General features: G+C 58.2%; 18 protein-coding genes and 1 pseudogene. 10 read left to right on the top strand and 9 right to left on the bottom strand.

The annotated features are described in order from the left end of the window. The first annotated feature begins 229 nt into the window (after positions 1-229). Entirely contained in the window at positions 230-3046 is a 2817-nt protein-coding gene (locus RID11_RS11865; protein ID WP_350139307.1) for a hypothetical protein, read from the top strand. 241 nt (positions 3047-3287) lie between these two features. Here RID11_RS11865 and ubiV read toward each other — a convergent pair whose 3' ends face one another. From ubiV to RID11_RS11835, 6 genes are all read right to left on the bottom strand, one after another. Then, positions 3288-4199 (bottom strand): ubiquinone anaerobic biosynthesis protein UbiV, encoded by a 912-nt coding sequence (gene ubiV / locus RID11_RS11860; protein ID WP_350139305.1) that lies wholly within the window; start codon positions 4197-4199, stop codon positions 3288-3290. Between the two features lie 5 nt (positions 4200-4204). Continuing rightward, on the bottom strand, positions 4205-5203 hold the full coding sequence (gene ubiU / locus RID11_RS11855) for a ubiquinone anaerobic biosynthesis protein UbiU (protein ID WP_350139303.1): 999 nt from the start codon (positions 5201-5203) through the stop codon (positions 4205-4207). Then, positions 5200-5730, bottom strand: coding sequence for a ubiquinone anaerobic biosynthesis accessory factor UbiT (gene ubiT / locus RID11_RS11850; protein ID WP_350139300.1), 531 nt, complete (start codon positions 5728-5730; stop codon positions 5200-5202). The genes ubiU and ubiT overlap by 4 nt, the downstream gene beginning before the upstream one ends. Then, a complete protein-coding gene (locus RID11_RS11845; RefSeq protein ID WP_350139297.1) occupies positions 5727-6212 on the bottom strand; it encodes a hemerythrin domain-containing protein in 486 nt (161 codons plus the stop codon). The genes ubiT and RID11_RS11845 overlap by 4 nt, the downstream gene beginning before the upstream one ends. 32 nt (positions 6213-6244) lie before the next feature. Next, positions 6245-6802, bottom strand: a complete 558-nt coding sequence (locus tag RID11_RS11840; RefSeq protein ID WP_350139295.1) for a DUF2478 domain-containing protein — start codon at positions 6800-6802, stop codon at positions 6245-6247. A gap of 206 nt (positions 6803-7008) precedes the next feature. After that, positions 7009-7281 (bottom strand): hypothetical protein, encoded by a 273-nt coding sequence (locus RID11_RS11835; RefSeq protein ID WP_350139292.1) that lies wholly within the window; start codon positions 7279-7281, stop codon positions 7009-7011. 81 nt (positions 7282-7362) lie between these two features. Between RID11_RS11835 and RID11_RS11830 the strand changes: the two genes are divergently transcribed. Further along, on the top strand, positions 7363-9069 hold the full coding sequence (locus RID11_RS11830) for an ABC transporter ATP-binding protein (RefSeq protein WP_350139290.1): 1707 nt from the start codon (positions 7363-7365) through the stop codon (positions 9067-9069). Between the two features lie 64 nt (positions 9070-9133). Here RID11_RS11830 and RID11_RS11825 read toward each other — a convergent pair whose 3' ends face one another. The 3 genes from RID11_RS11825 to RID11_RS11815 all read right to left on the bottom strand — a co-directional run bounded on the left by RID11_RS11825 (position 9134) and on the right by RID11_RS11815 (position 11935). Next, on the bottom strand, positions 9134-10138 hold the full coding sequence (locus RID11_RS11825) for a lysophospholipid acyltransferase family protein (protein WP_350139288.1): 1005 nt from the start codon (positions 10136-10138) through the stop codon (positions 9134-9136). 223 nt (positions 10139-10361) lie between these two features. Beyond that, a complete protein-coding gene (locus tag RID11_RS11820; protein WP_350139285.1) occupies positions 10362-11348 on the bottom strand; it encodes a diacylglycerol/lipid kinase family protein in 987 nt (328 codons plus the stop codon). A gap of 404 nt (positions 11349-11752) precedes the next feature. Then, positions 11753-11935, bottom strand: a complete 183-nt coding sequence (locus RID11_RS11815; protein WP_350139283.1) for a hypothetical protein — start codon at positions 11933-11935, stop codon at positions 11753-11755. 232 nt (positions 11936-12167) lie between these two features. Here RID11_RS11815 and RID11_RS11810 point away from each other — a divergent pair, with 232 nt between their 5' ends. From RID11_RS11810 to RID11_RS11775, 8 genes and pseudogenes are all read left to right on the top strand, one after another. After that, positions 12168-13304 (top strand): tyrosine-type recombinase/integrase, encoded by a 1137-nt coding sequence (locus RID11_RS11810; protein ID WP_350139280.1) that lies wholly within the window; start codon positions 12168-12170, stop codon positions 13302-13304. 149 nt (positions 13305-13453) lie between these two features. After that, entirely contained in the window at positions 13454-14071 is a 618-nt protein-coding gene (locus RID11_RS11805) for a hypothetical protein (RefSeq protein ID WP_350139278.1), read from the top strand. A gap of 71 nt (positions 14072-14142) precedes the next feature. Next, the gene (locus tag RID11_RS11800) at positions 14143-14349 is read left to right on the top strand and encodes a helix-turn-helix domain-containing protein (RefSeq protein WP_350139275.1); all 207 of its coding nucleotides are present in this window, start codon (positions 14143-14145) and stop codon (positions 14347-14349) included. Between the two features lies 1 nt (position 14350). Then, positions 14351-14869, top strand: coding sequence for a bifunctional DNA primase/polymerase (locus RID11_RS11795; protein ID WP_350139272.1), 519 nt, complete (start codon positions 14351-14353; stop codon positions 14867-14869). Further along, on the top strand, positions 14859-16469 hold the full coding sequence (locus RID11_RS11790) for a phage/plasmid primase, P4 family (RefSeq protein WP_350139269.1): 1611 nt from the start codon (positions 14859-14861) through the stop codon (positions 16467-16469). Before RID11_RS11795 ends, RID11_RS11790 begins: the two co-directional genes overlap by 11 nt. A 788-nt stretch (positions 16470-17257) precedes the next feature. Beyond that, on the top strand, positions 17258-17869 hold the full coding sequence (locus tag RID11_RS11785) for a hypothetical protein (RefSeq protein ID WP_350139266.1): 612 nt from the start codon (positions 17258-17260) through the stop codon (positions 17867-17869). A 542-nt stretch (positions 17870-18411) separates the two neighbouring features. Continuing rightward, a complete protein-coding gene (locus tag RID11_RS11780; protein ID WP_350139264.1) occupies positions 18412-20538 on the top strand; it encodes a site-specific DNA-methyltransferase in 2127 nt (708 codons plus the stop codon). A 3-nt stretch (positions 20539-20541) separates the two neighbouring features. After that, positions 20542-21099, top strand: a pseudogene (locus RID11_RS11775) (DEAD/DEAH box helicase family protein); the annotation flags it as partial. Between the last annotated feature and the right edge of the window lie 768 nt (positions 21100-21867).

Here is a 21867-nt window from a genome sequence, read left to right as displayed (position 1 = left end):
GATCACGGTCGATCTGACATGTGCCCCCACCGCCCGGTTCATAACCTTCAGACAATGTGGCGAAATTCCGGCAATCATGTTGAGCGCTTACACGTTCTCAAAACGCAACTGCACATGGGAAAAGATTTAGCACGTAATTCCAAGCGCCCGACCTAAGCCGGCAAATGGCATGGGACATGCTCTCTGAACACAAACGCGACGCGTTTTGATTTCAGGAGACCAGTTCGCCATGACCCGTGTATACGATCAGACAGACCAGAATTCAGGTACGACTGTAACGGAGGATATGTTCGGTTTGAATGCCCTGACAACGGTTGAGGCCACGGATGATGAGCTGATGCTTGAAAGGTATCGCGAACTCGGGGTTACCAATCTGCGCTTTCCCGGAGGCTCCGTTACGGAATGGTATTTCGACATATCCGATGCTGCGGGTGGTAGCATCGACAACTCTCTAGGATCTTTCCAGGGCAATGAGCGCCCCTTGATCACATTTACAGAATTTGTCGAACTTGCGGCGGAGCTTGGTACAAGCGCCACGCTTGTCGTTCCAACAATCGGCGGGTTCACACAAACGGCGGGCGACGCGCTTTTGACAGGTGACTACGGTCAGCGCGTGGTCAGCGCGGACTATCTCGAAGATGTGGAAGAATTCATTGGCGAGGCAACGGGAATTGCTCTGGCTGAGGGTGTCGAAATCGCAGCAATCGAGATCGGCAATGAATTCTGGGCATCTGGCCAGATGGCGGCCGCAGAATACGGCCAACTGGCGGCCGCGATGTCGCAGGTTATCGCGGCGACGTTCGAAAATCTGGGCATAACAGCGGAAGATCAGCCCGATATCGTTATTCAGACGCCAAGCTCGGCAGGGATGATGTCTCCGAAGAACGAAAGCTCTGTGTTTGTCGACACCATGACACATTTCGTCTACCAAACTTCGGAACTGGATGGACTGTCGTCTGACGTGACGGACAGGCTGACCGAAGTGGCCGTGCCCGCGCAGGGCAGAGCGCGTGAACAGGCGCGGGATATCATCGCGGCATTCGAGCAGGAAAACGTCCTGATTGAGACGTCCGGGGGGACTCTCGTTCAATTCGACGTTTCCGATGCGGCAAACGCGATCGACGGGGTTGTGGATCACTACTACGTCGATGGCGGGTTTGACGTTGTAAACACGGGCGAACAATACGGCTTCAATCAACTCGAGTTGTGGAATGTCGAACTGGAGAGGCGCGATACGACGCTCCCCGATCTCGATTACTACATAACCGAATGGAACACGCGCAAGAACGGGGACATCGACGAGGCGAACAATCGCGGCTTGCAGCAAGTCTCGATGAACATTGAAATGTTATACGAGATGGTCACGCATGGTGTGACAGCGGCGAATTTCTGGCCTGTGATTTTCAATCTTAGCAATTCCGGAACATTGGTGCACAATTCCGCCGAGGCGCTGACAATTGCCGGAGAAGGCTTTGCCCTGATGAGCGAGAGCCTCGCGGGGTTGACACCGGTTCTGGATTTCAAGGTGGCGGGCGAGTTTGCCGTTCACGGTTATTCCGACAGTGACAGCCTCGTCTATCTGTTTTCCGAGCGCAGCGGTGCAGAGAACCAAATGACCCTCGATCTTGACGGGATCGACGCTCTTGATGCCGTTTATTACAGAGTATCCTGGACGGAACTTTGGGACGGCGGTGCAGGAGGTGTCGATGGGTTGGCACAACCGGTGATAAGCACAACCCGGGTTACAGATCTGATGACCGCCGACGCGTTTGACGAGTTTCTCCTTACAATGCAGGCATGGTCCGTGGTTCGCATGGATATTCAAGGTGTCGATGCCGAAGAGGCCGGCAGCCCCCGCAGCGACGTCACCGCTCCCTATGCCCGGCACGTCGAGGGGTCGGATGCGGCTGATCGACTGCGCGGCGGTCATGGGAACGACACCCTCGTGGGCGGCGTTGGTGATGACAATCTCAATGGGCACGAAGGAAACGATGTAGTTTCGGGCGATGCCGGAAACGACCGTGCCAAGGGAGGATGGGGCGATGATACCCTGAACGGCCTTGACGGAAATGATACGCTTGCAGGCGACTGGGGGGACGACGTCCTATCTGGCGGGGCAGGCGATGACAGGCTTATGGGGGGTACAGGCAATGATACGCTGACCGGCGGTTCCGGTGCAGATTCTTTTGTCGGCGACCTGAGCGAGTTGGATGGAGACACGATCACTGATTTTTCGACGGATGATATGATTTTCATCACAGATAGTGTCATCGACACCGTGTCGCTGCAGTTGCGTGAAGATGTATCTCTGCTCGAGTTGGACACGAATTCAGACGGCGTTGTCGATGCATCCATTTTCTTGCAGGGCGATTTTCAGCAGAGCCATCTGAGTGTCGAGACGGTCGATGACGACACGATCATTCGCTTTATGAACCAGGATTTGGCTGGGTCGGAAGACGATCTCAACCAAACCGCCGATGTTGATACGGACAACTTGCCGGAAGTCGTAGCCGACGACCAAGCGGAGGTCGCCGTTCAGATTATAGACAGGGCGGGCCATGGCATGGATGCGACGACTGTGGTTTTCTCGTCAAATGGGACGTCTGAACGACAAACCGACACCTCCGGCATCACTCATTTTCCGATCGAGGCCGGCGCGGCAGGCCATTTCGACGCGATGCGCACTTATGATTCAGCCACGGATGGGCAAATCGGGGTGGACGATGCCCTTGCGGTCCTGCGTCTGGCGGTTGGACTTACGTCCGGTTCTGGGGATGCCGATCCTATCGATTTCATCGCGGCCGATATAAATCAGGATGGCCAAGTGACTGTCGACGATGCCCTCAGTGTCCTGTCGCTCGCGGTTGGCGCTGAAACCGAGCACGAACCGCGCTGGATATTTTTTGAGTCAGACACCGATCTTTCAGGAATCGACCGCGGAAACAGCGCCATCGATACCGGTGCCGCGTTCGAATACATTGATGAAGGTTCCTTGGATATCTCGATGACGGGTGTTCTGCTGGGGGATGTGGTAGGTTTCTTCTAGAAATTGCAGGAACAGAACAATCGCAGCACTTATCGCCGAAAAAGTAACTGCTTTGGTGGGAACTCTGCCCATCCAGTTAGGCCAAGCTCACAAGCCCCGACAAAATCGGCAGCCAGAACGCCTCCGCGAACACCGCTCCGAAGAAGAGCGGGCGAAAGCCGTAGGCCAGGATCGCGGGGGCCCTCCAGGAGCGCATGCGCTCAGTCGTCGCCGCCGCAATTTGACCCTCTCCTTTGCGCCGTCAGGTCCTCGCCGCCATGGCGATCCGGCGGTAGCCTGCCGCACCGTGGTAAAAGCCGTTGCTGAGGGTCATGGCCCCGCTAAGCAGGCTAAGGCGATGATCAGCCTGCTCTACCGGCAGACCACCATCGAGCATATCGCGAAATACCCCCGCCACGGCCACCATGTCGACATCCTGCGGCATGAGCCGCAGATGCGTCACGCCATCGGCGACGAGGCGGGGCGTCTCAGGCAACAGGCCCAGATAGCTCTCAGATTGGGTCTGGATGCCGTTCACCCGCAGGATCGGGGCATCGTCGCGGGTGCGCAGGGGCATCCCGTCGGCGTCCTTCTCGCAGACGAACTGGCAGTTATCCTTGGTCCTGCCATGCGCGCGGGCATGGTAGCAGCGTGCCGAAACCGCGAGCGAGGCGCGGCCGGATACCTGCACCTCGACCCCGATTCCCAGATCGAACGCGGCCCTCGCCGCCACGGCAATCGCGGGGCCGGGCATTTCCGCAGGCAGGCAGACATGCGTCGCGCCCTGTGCGGCCATCCAAGCGATCGTGACCTCGTTATAGGCGTTCATGAACGGGCCGATTCGGTGCGGACGCGCGCCCCTCGCAAAAAGCCCTGCGGCGTTGTTCACCTCGATCTCGGGGGTCTCCATCGCCGCGAGATCCGCAGTCGCCTTGCGCTCGCGCGTCAGCATCACCTCGGCCAGCGTCGAGACGATCACCGTCTTGCCCGCGCGCTCCAGCCGCTCGATGGTCTCGGGCAGGTCGCTCTCATGGAACGGTGCCCGCTTCGAGCAGATGACCTCGCCCAGATAGACCTCGTCCACCGGAGCCTCGTCGGCGATGCGCGCGTAGAAGTCGCGCCGCGTTTCGGCGGACCAGTGATAGGCGATCGGGCCAAGGGTCAGTTTCGTCATCTCTCTCACCGCCATTTCTTCGTCTCGAACGCGCCCTGCGTCTGTTTCTGCCCCTCGGTCAGCGCGACCAGATCGGCCATGTTGGCCTGCCGTCCCGCGCGGATATCGTCCACAGCCGCCCGGAATGCGCGCACCACGCCGCGCACGTAGGATTTCGACCGCTGCCGCCCCTCGATCTTGAACGCGTGCACGCCCGCGTCGATCAACTCGGGCAGCAGCCGCGACAGATTGAGGCTTACCGGTTCCTCGAAGGCGTAATAGCCCTCGGGCCGATGCGGCGCGGTGTAGCGGCCCTTGCAGATGGTGGGATAGCCCGCCTTCTCCTCGGGACCGAAACGGTCTATGGTAAAGCCCGCAAGCCGCGACGACATCGCGCCGTCTTCGTGCCGGGCATATTCGACATCCGAGGCAGGCGAGCACACGCCGTCCATGTTGGTGGATTGCCCGGTGAGATAGTTCGTGAGGCTGCATCGCCCCTCGACCATCAGCCCGTGATTGCCGAAAATGAAGGTCTCGATCTCGCAGGGGATCTCGCGCTTGATCTGGCGAATTTCCGGGATCGTCAGGATGCGCGGCAGCACCACGCGCCGCACGCCGAAATGGTCGCAGTAATAGCGGATCGCCTCGGGGGAGGAGGCCGCCGCCTGAACCGAAAGGTGCAGCCGCGCCTGCGGGTGGGTGCGCGCGATATAATCGGCGACGCCCATATCGGCCACGATGAAGGCATCCACCCCCAGCCGCACGCCCAGATCCGCCGCCTGCCGCCAGAGATCGACCTTGCCCGCCGGCGGGTAGGTGTTGAGCGCCAGCAGCACCTTGGTGCCGCGTGCATGGGCGTAAGCCACCGCCTCGGCCAGCTCGTCGGGGGTGAAGTTCAGTCCCGGAAAATTGCGCGCGTTGGTGGCATTCTGAAAACCGCAATAGACCGCGTCTGCGCCCGCATCGACGGCAGTGCGGAGTGCTGCGGGGGTGCCCGCGGGGCAGATCAGTTCGGCAAGGCTCATGCGACCTCCTGTGCGTTCATGTCATTGGAATAGGCGCGCCTGAGCCGCCCGAGGATGGCGCGACCGGGCGGGCCGAACATCGCCGCCGTCTCCTCGGCGATAGAGCCCTCGACATCATCGAGCGCGTTGCGCAGCCGCACCACCGCCTCGGTATCGCCGGTCACCTCGAGATCGCGCGAGAAGAAGGCGGCGTCGCCGTCTTCCTCGGAATCGACCAGTTCCAGCAGCAGCATGAATCGCCCCCGGATGGTGGCGCCTGCCTGCGGCGCGGCATCGCGCGGCACAGCCCGGAACAGCAGCGCCTCCGGGTCCGGGCGCAGATGCAGGGCAAAGGGCAAATCGACCGGGTCGATCAGGAAATCGGTGCCCTGATGGGCCCCAAGCCGCGCGAAAAGCGACGGGTGCCGCGCGGCGATGCGGCGCACAACGCGCGACAGGACCGGCTGCACCGCACCACAGGCGAGGCGCGACAGAAGGCCGCCACCAAGCATCGCGGGACGCGGCGCATATGTGCCAGGCGCGCTCATTGCCCGGCCTCGAGGCGCGGAAAGAGCACACGCTCTTCAAGATACCTGTGCTCGTCGAGGTCCTCGACCAGCTTGCCCAGCCCGGCATAAAGCCGGGCCCAGGCGCGACAGGCATAATCGGGCAGCCGGAAGCCATGTGTGATCGCCGCGATGCGGTTGACTGTTGCTTCGTGCCCGTCATGGTCGTTACGCAGACTGGCAATAGAGCCATCCGCCGACACGCTCCCGGCCTTGATCGCGGCAAACAGATCCGCCTCTTCCCGGCGCATATGCGCGTCCAGATCCGCAATCATCGCCTCGAGCGTCTGCGTCAGACCGTGCGGCGTGTTTGGATCGGTAGCGTGGGATGTTTCGACCTTTCGGGCGAGCGCGATCAATTCGGGCAGTTCACGCCGATGCGTCTCATGGTAACGCGACAGGATATGTGAAACCAACTTTGCCGTTGGGGCCTTGGCGGCGCTATACTCATCCAGTTCGGTCATTTTAGTCTCCTTTCGTGATCTGCGGCCTTTCATCAGGCGTGATGCGGCCCCGACACACTGCAACCGCCCATGTCCCGATCCGACGTCGGTATCGCGTCCAGACACCAGGCCAGAACAGCGTCTTCATCCGCAGGCAGCGCGACGGCCATGCCACCCGCAAAACGGTCAAAGGCTTCGCGGTGCACATCGGACACACCGATCAGAACCGGCAAGTGGCGCCCGAGCGCCTCGGCGATCAGCGTTCGGAACCCACGTCCCTCCGCCTCGCTTATCCCGAATTTGTTGACCACCACGAGGTCGGCCCCCTGCGTCTTCAACCGTTCCGTGGCCCCCGCCACAGCCAGCTCAAGCGCTCCGGAGTCCATCCGGCACGCCGCCGACCCGGTCCCCAGATTCTGCGTGATATCGACAACGGGACCCTCCGGCAGCAGCCGCAACGCACTGTCGCAATGGCCAGCCTCTGCACCCGGCGCGACCGCGCGCACGGCGCCTGCGATCCGCAAGCCTTCCGCATGCAACCGCTCCACGACCGTCGCCAAAAGGCGATCCTTCGCCCCGCGTCCCTCCGCGGTCACGCGCGCAAGCCGCATCCCCACAGGCCTCACGATGGCACCGGACACAGGCATCGTGCCCGAGACTCGTCGCTCATGGCTGTAATCGTCGTCATCGTGTTCTCCATCCTGCGCGGATTGGCATTCCGTTCGCTTGTCACGCAATCGCACTCAGTCTTGCGGACACAGCTGTGCGTTCCGCAACCCATGGGGCAAAAAGCGCCCGAGTGTCGGCACCACACCCATCAATAAACGCGCCGAAAAAGTGCCGGTCTTTGATCAATATCAAATCCGCAATCAAAATACTGATTCACTGTGATGACCATCTTGGTGCCGCAAGCTGAATGGATCATTCCCGGCTGAGCGACGCAGGCTGCACGCTCACGCGAGCACCCAATCTCCGCGACCGCGCCATGACAGAGCAACGTCCCAACGAAGAGGCGAACGCCGATGAGGCTCCCGAGCAAGTTACGACTACTCTCCTTCGATTCATTGATCCGGTTCTCGGCGATAGCCACACATCCCACGCCGCCCGTTGAGGCAGTGAAGCGGTCCCCACTCCGGATCTCCAGCGCAAGAGATCACAGGAGAGCCAAACCATGCGCTTGATGCTTCACCTCTTCCGCGCCTATCCGACGGCCAGTCTCCTCATGGTCTTGGCGTTATTGCTGTCAGGGCTGGCTGAGGGGCTTGGCCTCTCGGCGATGCTGCCGATGCTCAAGATCGCGCTGTCCTCGGGCGAGGCGGCGGCACATACCGAACCGCCAGGCGAGGTGGAGCAGGTGGTGCTCAACGTTCTGGCATGGCTCGGGGTGCCAGCGACGCTTGGCGCGCTATTATTGCTGATCGTCGCCATGGCCACAGTCAAGGCGATCCTGCTGCTCGTGGCGCAGCGGCAGGTAGGCTATACTGCGGCGCGGGTGGCGACCGACCTGCGGCTCGAGGTGCTACGCAACATGATGCGCAGCCGTTGGAGCTTTTTCCTGCATCAACCGGCGGGCCGGCTGACCAATGCGCTTGCGACCGAGGCGCAGCGTGCATCAGATGCCTATCTTCACGGCACCACCTCGCTGACCTTCCTTATTCAGGCGATTGTCTACGGTTCAGTGGGGCTCGCGGTCTCGTGGAAGGTGACCGTAGTCAGTCTCATGGCGGGCGCCACGGTAATCTGGCTGTCGCATTTCCTCGTCCGGATGATGCGCAAGGCAGGCATGCGGCAGACCGAACTCATGACATCACTGGTCTCCCACCTCACCGACACGCTGCACTCTGTCAAGCCGCTCAAGGCGATGGCGCGCGAAGCCCAGATCGACGAAGTGCTGAGCGGCGAGACCAATCGCCTCAACAAGACGCTGCGCAAGCAGGTGCTGGCGGGCGCAGCACTCGATTCGGGCCAGGATTTGATGTTCGTGATGCTGATCGCCTTGGGGATCTATCTGGCGATCGACGTTCTGTCGATGGAGTTCGCCACCGTGCTCATCCTCGCGGTTGCGCTGGGGCGGACCTTTGCCTTTCTTGGTAAAGTGCAGAAACAGTATCAGAAACTCGCGCAAACTGAGAGCGCTTATTGGTCGCTCAAGGACACGAGCGCGCGTGCCGCAGCCGAACAAGAGCATCTGGGCGGTCTCGTCACACCCACGCTGGAACGCGGCATCACACTCAGCGAGCTGCGCTTTGCCTATGAGGGGTATTCGGTTCTAAGCGGTGTCGGTCTCGAGGTTCCGGCGCATCGGATCACGACGCTCATTGGTCCGTCGGGCTCGGGTAAGACCACGATCATCGACCTCGTGACCGGCCTCCTGCGCCCCGAAAGCGGCCGAATAAGTATCGACGGGGTGCCGTTCGAGGCGGTGGACCTGCGCCGCTGGCGAAGGATGGTTGGCTATGTTCCGCAGGAAACTGTGCTCCTGCATGACACAGTGCTTCACAATGTTACACTCGGCGATCCTGCCATTTCCGAGGCGCAGGTCATCGCCACGCTGCAAAAGGCCGGGGCCTGGGAATTCGTACGCTCCCTGCCCGAGGGGTTGGCGACCATGGTGGGAGAGCGCGGCGGCAAGTTGTCTGGCGGGCAGCGGCAGCGTATTGCCATCGCCCGCGCCCTGATCAACGCGCCGAAGCTCCTGATCCTTGACGAGGCGACCAGCGCGCTCGACCCCAATAGCGAGGCTGAGATCATCGACACGCTAAAGGTGTTGAGAAACGATCTGACGATCCTCGCCATCACCCATAACGACGCGCTCGCAAAGGCTGCAGACGTGGTTCACCGGCTCGAGGTTGGCGAACCGCTCCGGCGGGCGGGATAAGCGCAAGGAGCACTGCGAGCAAGTGCGCGGCGCTGCCCTGAGGGTGAGCGCCACGACACCAAAATCAGACACCGGCAGGTGCCTTGTCACGCCCCGGCGGGCAGTCCTGACCGCTTGGGGCCGCCTTCGCTTCAATGGCGGAATCCAGCCAGATCCTGCTGGTGCAGAGCCAGTCACCGGGGCGCGCGCGGATCCAGTCTTCATAGTGTTCGTGAATCTGGCAAGTGAGATCGAGCGCCTGAGCGTTCATATCGGCATCCGGGTCACGCGGCGTGAGCGGCGCGTGAAAGCGTACGGTAAAGCGCGCGCCGGGATGACGCTCGACCTGCACAGGCACGAGCGGCGCGTCAAAGCGCAGCGCAAGGCCCGCAGGCAGGGTTGAACTGTCCTTGTCCACTCCGAAGAAGGGGATCGGCTTGCCGCCCTTGATGCGCCGGTCGATGATCATCGCCGGGGCTTCGCCGCTCTTGAGCGCTTCGAGAAAACCCCGCAGCCCGGCCTCGCGCGAGACCGTCTCGCAACCGAGTTTGGAGCGGTGGCGCACCATGATCCTGTCAAGCCACGGATTGGCCAGCGGCGCATAAAGCGCGTGCGAACGGATGCCCAATTGCGTCATTGCGGCGCAGGCCACCTCCCAATTCGCGAGATGGGCAGCGACGAACACAACCGGCGTGCCGGGGCGGCAATAGGCGGGGTCGGGCTCGACCGTCTCGATGCGCAGAAGGCCATGCTTGGGGTCAGTGAACTTTGCCAGGTGCGGATACTCGGCGAAGACCGCGCCGGCATTGCCCCAGACCTCTTCAGCCAGCTGCTCGATCTCTTCGGGCGACGTGCCGGGCAGCGCCAGCACCAGGTTGGCGCATACGTGGCGGGTACGGTTCCTGAAGACACGCCCCAGAAAGCGGCCGAACCGCGTGCCCGTGGCCGAGGCCCAGGTCAGTGGCAGCGCCGCGAAAAAGGCGCTGATGGTGCCGATCAGGGCAAGATCGACAAGCCACAGTGCTGTCGCAGCGACCCGACTGTCGAGCACCTTGTGGTTAAGACGGCTTCCGAGGATGTATTTGGACAAGACGCACCTCTGCGCGATGAACGGTTTGTTCGCTGCTGATCGGGTTTTGCTTCTTGATCTGCAAGCGCTCTGTGGCAAGGACCCGCCGTTCTGGCGCACGGGCTTGTAACAATCTTACGGGTTTAGGTGGCGTCACAACCGGGGTCTGCGCCCGGGTTGCCCCAGATGCGACAGCCGGGTCTTACGCCCCCGGGCCCGGGACGGTCGAGATATCGTGCGGGTCTCATTGCGGTGGACGCAGGAAACGGATCGGACCTTCGACGCTCACGACAAGGGGATTCTTGCCGCCTTCGGTCATGAAAAGCTCGCCGTCTAGATTCAACTCGCCGTCAAGGTGCATCTCGATACGGTCGGTGCGGAAGCTTTCGTAGCCCTTCCCGGGGGTGGTGTGCCGATTGAGCCGTCCCCGCAGTACCGAAAGGATCGTGCGTCCGAATCTTTCGGCGCCACCCCGAATGGCGGTGAGGCCGATGCTCCCGCTCTCCTGCGCCCAGAACGGGCGCATACCCAGGAACAGCCGGTCGAGCGTGCTTGCCACCAGAATGAGCATGGGAGCCTCGGCGCGGCGGACGGGGGCTGTCTCCGGACCGTGCAGTGCAAGGCCGACATGGGTGGGCTGGTAAAAGCGCGCATCTTGCCGGACAAGTCCCCAGAGCGTGCGGATGAGGATGAGCCCAAGGCTCCACTCTCCGCGCAGGCCCCGCGAATGAACCTTTTCATGGGCAAAGCGCGTGGCCTGCATGATCGCGCCGGTACCCAGGAACATGCCATAGCGCACAGCACCATCGGCGGCTCCTGTCACGCGCATGATATGGCGGCTGCGGATGTCCCCTCCTTTCAGCGGCGCGCCGGCGTCGAGCCAGCGGCACACCCGGTCAAGCGCGCGGGCGGGCGAGGAGGCCAGCCCAATATCGCCTGCCGTCATGTTGGACGTGCCGCCCGGTAGCAGCATGACGAGGGGCAGCGTCTCAGCGCGCCAATGTGCGAGCATCAGGCCGAGCGTGGCCGAAATTGTGCCGTCGCCGCCGTTGATAATCACCACGTCCGGGGCCGCGTTGTACAATGCGGGCATCAGTGCACGTGCCTCTTCGGGCGAGCGGGTCACGTGATGCGTAACGTGACTGTATGCAGATAATCGAGTGGTGAGACGCACGAGCCCTTTGCGATTGTTGCCGCTCGTCGCATTGGTAAGCACGCTGACACGAACCATTATCGATCCGCTCCGGGCAAGAGCCTGTCAAAACGCACGAGGCTGGGCGCCATGTCAGCAAGGGTAATGTTGTCGGTATCAGTGCGCATCAGGAGGCCGCTTTCACCAATGCTTGTGGTCCGGCATGGACGGGCGCGCATGCCCGAGGAGCTTACGAACAGAAATGGCCTGCGCACAGTTTCGCGGCCAGGATTGCAAGGCAGTGAGATGAGGTCCATGGTATCTGTCTGAGAAAGGCGCACGCGCGCGGGGTTCTGTCAGGCCCAGTTCTTTGTCGCATCCGCGCCAAGAAGTCTACCCCGGTGCGCGTCCGAAAACTTCGATGCCTTCATGTGAGTCCGCTCCTCTCCCAGCCGGGAAATCGTAGCGGAAACTCCACCTTTAAACGGTCCAGTTTGCGAGGGTCAGATCACGAGCCATGCCGCGATGGCGATGCCCGCGAGGCGATCCGTGGCCTGATCGAGAAGATCGTGGTCACGCCGGTGCCGACAGGCGGCAAGCGCATGGAGCCGCAGCTGGACCTTCACGGCGCGCTTGCGGGCATTCTGGCGCTGAGCCTTGGTGATGCGGGGAAGCCCGGACAGCAAAAAACCTCCTGTGAACAGGAGGTTATGCAAAGTATAGTATTTATGGTTGCGGGAGTAGGATTTGAACCTACGACCTTCAGGTTATGAGCCTGCGTGCCATACCTTCGATTTCCTCAAGGAATCTCTGCAATTCTCTTTGATTGCAGTGCAATATCAATGCTTTTCATTGACATTGGGAGACGCCGCGTGTCATTGATTTCCAATATTTAGCCGGACACAGAACGGACACAAGGTGCAAAAGATCAACGAGACGTTTGTCAAGAAAGCTGCCGCCCCAGAGACAGGCAACAAGATTCATTACGATAGCGAGGTTCCCGGATTTGGGTTGCGTGTCACCAAGACGGGGACCAAAGCCTTCGTCTTGAACTATCACATCAACCGGAAAGAACGCAGGTACACGATCGGCAAGTCTCCCGCTTGGAGCGCCGCCGCTGCCCGTGAAAAAGCCGCAGGATTACGTAGGCTCATCGATCAGGGTGCAGACCCCTTGGAGGAGCGCAACGAACGACGCGAGGCTCCAAATGTGGCCGATCTCTGGGATGAGTACGAGAAGGTTCACCTTCAGACGCTTTCCCCTCGAAGCCAGACTGATCAACGCGGAATGTGGGCCAACTATATCCTTCCGGATCTGCGTTCCATAGCCGTCAGAGAGCTCACGAGCCGCCAGATCGATCGCCTTCATGCCAAGATCAGCATGACGGCGCCTACCCGCGCAAACCGCGTTCTGGAGGTTCTGCGGAAGGCTCTCAACCTTGCTATAAGGTGGGACTGGATCGAGAAGAACCCTGCAGATGGCTTCCGCCGGAATGCAGAGCATTCCCGTGAGAGGTACCTTTCAAAGGATGAGTATGAGCGCGTCTTTGCAGCGCTTGACGCAATGGAAAACCGCAAAGCAGCGAACGCAATTCGTTTGCTTATCTTAACCGGCGCACGGCGCGGTGAGGTGCTGGGGCTCGAATGGGCCGATCTTGATCTGAGCCTGGGAATCTGGAACAGGCCGCCTCACAAGAGCAAGGACAGGAAGCGCAAAAGGATTCCCCTGTCCAATGAGGCACTCGTTCTATTGAAGGCCATGCATGAGACTGCAGACGGTAGTTTTCTATTCCCGACCGCAACGGGGGGGCATCTTCCAGATATCAATCGGCCTTGGCGCTGGCTCAGGAAGGAAACTGGCATGCCCGATTTGAGAGTCCATGATCTGCGCCATTCCTTTGCGTCCACCTTGGTGTCGAGCGGCGAAACCCTTGAAACCATCGGGAAACTACTGGGTCATTCACAGCATCAGACCACTATGCGGTACGCCCATTTGATGGATGATCCATTGCGCAATGCGGCCAACAAAATGGCTTCCAATTTTCCCGGCAAGTGATTTTTTCAAGCGGTTTCACTGCAGTGATATCTTGAAATTTTAGTTTAATGACAGTGGCTTAATTGCACTGCAGCCCGGCTTGTCATGCCGCGCAGTCACTGCCATCTCCAAGTCCAGCACTAACGCCGCAACGCCTTGGAGAACACTCTATGACCAACCTGTCAGGGGAAACCCATCACGATACTCGCCGCCACCTAAACAAGCCTATTGAAAACCGTACCGTTCCACTCGGATGGCTTTTCGACAATCTGAGCCAGGCGCAAGTCGACACAGTGATAGATGCCTTGCGCCGTGGGCGGATCGAAAGCGCAGCATCTGTCGGATGGCTTGATCTCCATTTGCCGTTCACGCGAACAAGTAACAAAAAGGAGCCTATGACGGATGCCGAATGGCAAGATCATTCCTTAAACTACAGCCATGACAGCGATTTTGGCACGCAAGCCAACCTGATCGACAGCACAAACGAGCGGGCGTTCGTTAGCATCACGTTGAAAACCAGCCAAGTTAATCGCGTGCTTGGTCTAACAGGACAAGGTGGCGGGCAGCCTCCAAAAATGGGGCCACGTCTCTATGCATGGTTAACGGCATGGTACTTTAATGATGACCTGCCAAGTGACCCGGTCGAATTATTCGCAATCCTGGTAGAGACGCCCGAGCTCTGGGAAAACGGTCAAATTGATGACGCGCGCGGCATTCTAGCAATAGCTAGCTTTCTTGCTTCTCTTGAGGAATTTAGCCTGCGGAGTTGGCCGCCCGAAGGTCTTTGACAAAGCAACCGCCAAACGAGAACGTCACTCACGGCTAGAAGTCTCCACACAGGAAAACATAGGAGATTTCGATGCCTCACAGTACCACCTACCTGAAACCCGCTGACGTCGCCGAGCTTCTCGGCGTCTCCCAGCGCACATTGAGCCGCTGGCATGCGCTGCGTGTTGGCCCCGGTCGCGCAAAAGTCGGACGCAAGGTTCTGTACCGGCGCGACGCGATCGAGGGATGGCTCGCTAAGAATGAGACCCACCCCACACGTTCGTTCGGGGAGGCATGATATGAGCATCTTGGATCATGCATTTATATATGCCGAGGCCGGTTGGTCCGTCTTTCCCGTGCACGGCATCAAAGATGGGCGTTGCACCTGTGGGAAGCAGGACTGCAGCAGCCCGGGGAAACATCCGCTCCATGCGGGTGGGTTCAAGAATGCCACCACCGAGCTGAAAACAATTGAGGCTTGGTGGTCTGACCACCCGAACGCGAATATTGCCATCGCAACAGGTGAGGTTTCCGGTCTCTTCGTAATCGATATCGACTGCGGGCCGGGCAAAGATGGATTTGGCGCGTTAGCAGCGCTCGATCGGGAATTTGGACATATCCCGTTTTCCGCACGCGTGCGAACCGGAAGCGGTGGGGTTCATATCTATTTGAACATGCCAGACCGCCCATTCGGTTGCAGCACGGGGAAACTTGGCGCTGCAATAGATATCCGCGCCAACGGAGGATATGTGGTGGCCCCGCCTTCTATTCACCTGTCAGGAAAAAAATACGTATGGGAGACCCCAGATGATGAATAGTATTGAGAACGCGCCGGAATGGCTGGTGGAAAAACTGACATCTTCAAAAGGATCTGCCGCAAACACGAACTCTCCCGTCGCTGGGTTTATGCGCGAAGGATCTCGTAATAACGATCTGACCAGCTTAGCGGGTTTTTATCGCCGAAAACATGGATACGACGCAGACCAGCTCTATCGCCAATTGATGGTGACGAATGCGGGATCTCCCTCTCCATTGGCCGAGGCTGAGGTGCGCGCGATCGCTAAAAGCGTTTCAGGATACGCAGCCAACGGTTTAGCAAATTACGACGACGTTCCATTGTCCCGTGAGTTGGCGGCGCATCTTTCGCCGACATTTCGCAGCACTGAAGCGGTCGGCTGGATGGCTTACGACGGGATCGCCTGGGAACCGGATACTAATGGCTCCGCAGTTCAGGAATGCGCCAAAAAGTTCGCAGAACGCATTTATGAGTCTGCGCATGCGAACAGTGATCCAGACAATGATGCGGCCAAGCGGGCGCGTCAGATCCTCGGAGCCGGAAAACTTGCGAAGGCCATCTCCTTGGCAGCCAGCGATGATTGTCTTCGCACCAAATGGGCCAGCTACGACGCGCAACCTAGCCTCTTCAACCTTCAAAATGGGACTCTCGATCTGAGCACAGGTTTGCTTCGCGATCACGATCCAGACGATCTAGTGACAAAAGTCGGGAACGCCAGATTCGACCACCAAGCATCATGCCCGTTCTTTGACAAACTGCTGGAGGACATTCTCCCCCAAGAACATCGTGATTTTGCTCTGCGATTGTTCGGTTACGCACTCTTGGGGCAGCCTAAGGAGCAGGTATTCATCTTGTGCTACGGCCCAGGTGCGAACGGCAAGTCGACACTAGTGAACGCGGTTACCCACGCCATGGGCGGCTACGCGATGAACGCTGAGCCATCTACATTCATCAAGCAAAAAAACCCTGGCATTCGAAACGATCTCGCCCGCCTAAAAGGTGCCCGGATGGTTGCAACCTCCGAACTTGCGACGGGCGAGATCCTTGATGCGCCGTTGGTAAAGCGGATCACTGGCGGTGATCCTATCACTGCCCGGTTCTTGCATAAAGAACTGTTTGAATTCGACCCGGAGTTCGTAATGTTCATGATTACCAACGCTCTACCGGTCATCAATGGGGCAGACGGCGCGATGGGCCGTCGGATAGCTTTGATACCGTTCAACAAGGTTATCCCTGAAGAGAAACGGGACTCATCGCTACCGGAAAAGCTGCAAGCTGAAGCCTCTGGGATACTGAACCGTCTTCTGGAAGGCCTTGAATCCTACCGGGCGAACGGGCTTGCCATCCCAGAAGACTTGAAGGCCGAGGCCGCCAGATATGTCCAATCCTCAGACATGATCTTCGGCTTCATCGAAGACAGCTGCAACTTCACGCCAGACGGCAAGGTCGGAGCCAAGGAGCTCCAGTTTCACTATCGGATGTGGTGCGGCGAGAACGGTTTGAGACCACTGAGCCAGCCGCAGTTCCGGGCAGAAATGATTAAGAAAACGAAGATCGTCCCGACCCGAACTAAGGAAGGTATGGTTTGGTCAGGGGTATCTTTGCGGCGGTCGCGTCACTGATTGGTGTAGGTAGTGTAGGCTCTGAAGGTACCTTTCTATTCTGTTTCGATTCCAGAAAAGTACCTTCTTTACCTACACTACCTACACCCCAGAATCTGTTCTCAAAATATAGGATATAAATAATGCCCAAGAAACCTGGGGCCAATTTGTATAAGGATTCCGCCCTTTGGCCGGTGATTCCGCCCTGGTGGCTTCTTTCGTCGCCGCAAGCCGCCGCCCTAGTCAACACCTCGCCCGCGACCATGCATTGCTGGAGAACGCGAGGAGAAGGACCAGCCCCTGTTGCACCCCTCTTTCTGAGGCCAGCCCAAGGCCAACCCGTATTCTATCTCTATGGCACGCTCCGCTCATGGGCCGCCGAGCGCATTGGGATCCAGTATCTGTTCGAGGATCAGTGCTACGACTTCTTCCAAGAGCGGGCAACTTGGTTGCTCAAAGGCGTGGGGTCTCTGACCGCTCGGGCCAAGACTTTCGATTCCATGTTTGAAACCGCCCGACAGAATGTCAGACTTGGCAAGCCGGTCAACCTTTTCTCTGCCACACACGTCATTGAACTCGACAGCTTCTACGCCACACAACCAAGATGGCGACGCCCCTTGGGGAGGTACGAATGGCGAACTGCGGGACCTGCTGACGGCTAATCTACAATCCGCGCGGGTTTCAAATTCCAACTTATAACCGCTTACCACCAGACCTAACCAGAAACACCCCTCTAGGGGTTGTAGGCCTCGCTTTTTGATAACATCGTGATTTTCAAGTCCGACACTCAACTAAGAACAGGAAATCAGATGGAGTACATAGTGGAGGCGTTTTCGTGGGGAAATGATCTGGTTTCTCCCAAAATCGAAAAATGTCATCCAGCAAGCCTTCAGGACGCCAGAAAGGAAATGGATAGATATTGGGAAAATCAGAGATGTTTTCAAGTTAGAGTCCTTAGTCCAGTCGGTTCCGCCTCTGCTTGTGAGCATTATCTGCACTGCATGAAGTCTCGACCAAATAAATACCGAGAACTACGCCTCTTCTTCGAAGAGATCGTCGCGCCGCATGGTGTAGACACGATACTCAATAACGAAAAGGTAAACGTGTTGAGGGTTTCGGATTTCCCCTCCGTGGCGACGGCAAGATGCCTGCAACTTCCAGCAGACAAATTTTATTATAACATCATGGGAACGGACAGGCGTGAAATTGAGATCAGGAGAAGTACAGTAGACGGCCAGCCGCTTCAACTCGCTAGCTTTGAGACATGCATAGCAGCCGCAGCACTTATTCCCAGCGGAGTGGATGCATTATTGGGCATTCAGGATGTTTCTTTTTACTTCCTGAGTGACGTGGAAATCGAGGGTAGAACGGCTGAGCTCACCTTTGACTTAATGGACGTCGGGAAGGACTTTATCCAGTGACCCCATCTCGTTCCAATTGTCCCCAATGCAAACCGCCATTAGGAGTACAATTACTGGTTTAGTAGAGAAGTCTAAGGTAATCGGTCTGATAGTACCGGCACCTTTTCCGCGACAAACCAGCTAAGAGCGCCGCCAGCATATGCTCAACCGCAGTCCAAACACAAAATGAATTAGGCAGCGGACTCATGGAACTCGATCCACAGCCTGACGGAAGCCAGTTTAATCATCGACAAGAAATTGCATGACTTAATCATCGACAAGAAATTGCATGACGTTTTGAGGGCAAGATAACAGGTCAAAGGATACGAACCCATTGCAGTTGGCAGATACTGCTGCCGCTCCGGGTGGGTTAATCCTGCCCGGAGCGCTTCACTTCCCTCTAGCCTCTTGCGCCCTGAAATGCGAAGTTGACGATGATCGGGAGAAACCCCTTCCTTTTCAATCGCTAACAGACACCGGCCCTTTTGCCGCAAGAGCAAGAAGATGATCCGAAGCAGACGCACACCACCCCCTCACAGCCCACCCCGACAGGAGGCCCGCCAATGTCTCGCCTGACCGATCTTATCGCTCAGGCGAAATCGAAGGATGCCGATCTGGGGCGAGAGCTGCAACGCGAGTTCAAGGCGCTGACCAGTCGTCGCGCCTTTGGCCTGAACTTCGAGCGGCACCGGCCCGAAAGCGTTGAACTGCCGGGGCGGCCGATACGCAAGGGTGACAAGGTGCGCATTCTGCCTCCGCGTGGCGAGACGAAGAAGGGCGATCAACGGCTTTGGAAGGTGCGCAGCCTGTCCGGCAGAGGGGCCGAGCGCATGGCCCAGGTGGCGCTGATCGGCGCAACAGAGCCAGATACACAGGAGGTAGCGGTGGCTGACCTGATCGTGGTCGCGGAGTTTCGCGACTACATCTACCCCGGCCTTGTCAGTACCGGAAAGGTCGAGCGCGGAGGCAGCAAGCCCTATCACACCGTGATCAACGGCGAGAATTTCCACGCGTTGGAGGCGCTGACCTTCACTCATCGTGGCAAGATAGATGTCATCTACATCGACCCACCTTACAATTCAGGTGCGCGGGACTGGAAATACAATAACAACTATGTTGGGGAAGAGGATATTTATAGGCACTCAAAGTGGCTCGCCATGATGGAGAGGCGTCTTCGGGTAGCAAAGGAACTTCTTGACCCCACTTCGTCTGTACTAATCGCTACTATCGACGAGAAAGAGTATCTTCGACTCGGCCTGCTTCTGGAACAAGTATTCCCAGAGGCAAAGATCCAGATGATTTCTTCTGTTATTAACCCGGCAGGCGCAGGCAGAACGGCGGAATTCGCGAGAACCGACGAGTATATCTTCTTTTGTCGTTTCGGAAATGCTCGGGTTGCTCCTGAGGACAGACAACTTGAGAATGTCCCTGTAGTTTGGGATACCCTCCGCAGGAGTAGCTTGGCAGGCGCGCGAGGGAAAAAAGGCAAAGGCGCATGCGGTCCCAATCAGTTCTATCCAATATATGTTGATGAGAAGACTGGCTGGATAGCTGAAATCGGTGCCCCCCTACCGGAGGATGTAAAAGTCGAGGATGCACCCCAAAAGAAAGGAATGGTGACTGTTCTACCTATCCGCCCAAATGGCATTGAAATGAATTGGGGTGTAACGCCAGATGTTGCGAAACGTTTGCTTCGAGACGGTCATTTGCGAGCCGGGAAATTCACGAAGGATGCCCCGCAACCCTATGTGATCAGCTATCTGACCGGCGGCATCGTCAGAGACATTGGGTTGGGTAAGGTTATCGTGACGGGACGCAAGGCTGATAAATCTATCGAAGCCCATTATCCTACCGGCAAAGAAAAGATGCCCGCGACAAATTGGAACAGACCTTCTCATGATGCGCAGAGGTATGGGACGGAAATCGTGAAGGACTTAATTGGCAGCAGGAGTTTTCCATATCCTAAGAGCCTTTACGCCGTTGAGGACTGCCTCAGTTTCTTCCTTTTGGACAAGCCGGACGCTATCGTGTTGGACTTTTTCTCCGGTTCAGGGACAACTGCGCACGCAGTATTTAAGCTCAACAGACGGTTAGGCCATCGGATGCAATCAATATCTGTCACCAACAACGAGGTGGAAGCGTCCGAACAGCAAGCGCTGCGTCAAAAGTCACTTCGTCCAGGCGACCACGAATGGGAACAACATGGAATCTGCGACTACATAACAAAGCCTCGGATCGAAGCCGCTATCGTTGGGACGACGCCAGAAGGCGTGCCTATCGAAAGTGACTATCAATTCACTGATGAATTTCCCATGGCGGAGGGCTTCAAGGAAAATGCAGAATTCTTCACCCTCATCTATGAAACCCCGGTCAAGATCGCCCACAATCGCGCCTTCGCCCGGATTGCCCCGCTTCTATGGATGCGCGCGGGTAGCGAAGGGCGGCGCATCGACAAGGAACCGGCAGAAGGCTGGGAAGTGGCCGATACCTATGGCCTTCTGACCAATCTCGACCGCGCCACGCCTTTCTGCGCCGCTATCGCCGAAAAGGGCGATATTCGCATCGCCTATATCGTAACCGACGACGAGCGCCGCTTTCAGGCTATCACACGGGAACTGCCCGCCGGGGTGGAGCCGGTGCGCCTTTATGAATCCTACTTGAACAATTTCCGCTTCGCGATGGGGCGCTGAGAAATGAAGTTTACGCTTATCGATTATCAGGCCCAAGCCGTGGCCGATGTATTGGACAACATGAAAAAGGCGCGGGTGTTCTGGCAAGACCACGACATGAAGACCGCGTTTTCACTCGCCGCCACAACCGGCTCCGGTAAGACGGTCATGGCCGCCGCCGTGTTCGAGGCGCTTCTGTTCGGCAATGACGAATTGGAGTTCGAACCCGACCCCGGCGCAGTCGTGATCTGGTTCAGCGATGACCCATCGCTCAACACGCAATCGAAGTGGCGCTTGCAGGAGGCGTCCGACAAGCTAACCATTTCCGACCTTGTGACGGTAGAGAATACCTTCAATCGGGAGACCCTAGAGGCGGGGAAGATCTACTTCCTCAACACGCAGAAGCTGTCCAAAAGCAGCCTTCTGACGCGTGGCCATGACCCGGACGATGACAGCCTAGAGACCGCCGACGGACAGAAGATTATGCCCGACATGCGCGCCTTCACCATCTGGGACACGATCCGCAACACCATCGAAGATTCCGAATTGACGCTCCACCTTGTGCTGGACGAAGCGCACAGGGGCATGAAGCCCGATGGCGGGATTGCTGCGGCCTCCGGCAGGCAGACCATCGTGAAACAGCTCATCAACGGCTCTGGCGGTACGCCCGCCATTCCGATTGTTTGGGGCATCTCAGCCACTGTGGACCGCTTCAACAAAGCACTTGAAGGGATGCAGGGCCGCACGACCCTGCCGCATGTACAGGTGGATTCCGGTCTAGTGCAGGCATCGGGCCTCTTGAAAGACACGATCACGATGGACGTGCCAGACGAGGTTGGGGATTTTGAGACCGTGCTTCTCCGCCGTGGGGCAGACAAGCTGCAAAATATCACTGAAGCATGGGCGGGTTATGCTGAGGAACAAGGCGACGGGAGCAAGGTGCAGCCCCTTATGGTGCTGCAAGTGCCGGATGCGCCGAACCCTAATGACATAGGCAAATGGCTGGATGTGATCCTTGAGCGATTTCCCGAACTGCCCGAAGACAGCATCGCGAACGTGTTCGGTGAGCATAAGACCGAGACCTTTGGCCGATACACTGTTCCCTATATCGAGCCGCAGCGGGTGCAGCAGGACGATTGGGTGCGCATCCTGATTGCCAAGAACGCAATCAGCACCGGCTGGGATTGCCCCCGTGCTGAAGTGATGGTGTTGACCTGCCACGGGATTTTTCCTCCATTTGGAATTAGAGTCCGACCCAACGAAGGGACGGACAATGAAGCGAACGAGATACAGCGAAGAACAGATCATCGGCATCCTGACCGAGCATGAGGCCGGCGCGAAGTGCGCTGA

Source organism: Roseovarius sp. (genome assembly GCF_040219995.1).
Taxonomy (GTDB): domain Bacteria; phylum Pseudomonadota; class Alphaproteobacteria; order Rhodobacterales; family Rhodobacteraceae; genus Roseovarius.
The sequence above is the reverse complement of the archived record's forward strand: the minus strand, read 5'-3'. Positions and strand labels throughout refer to the sequence as shown.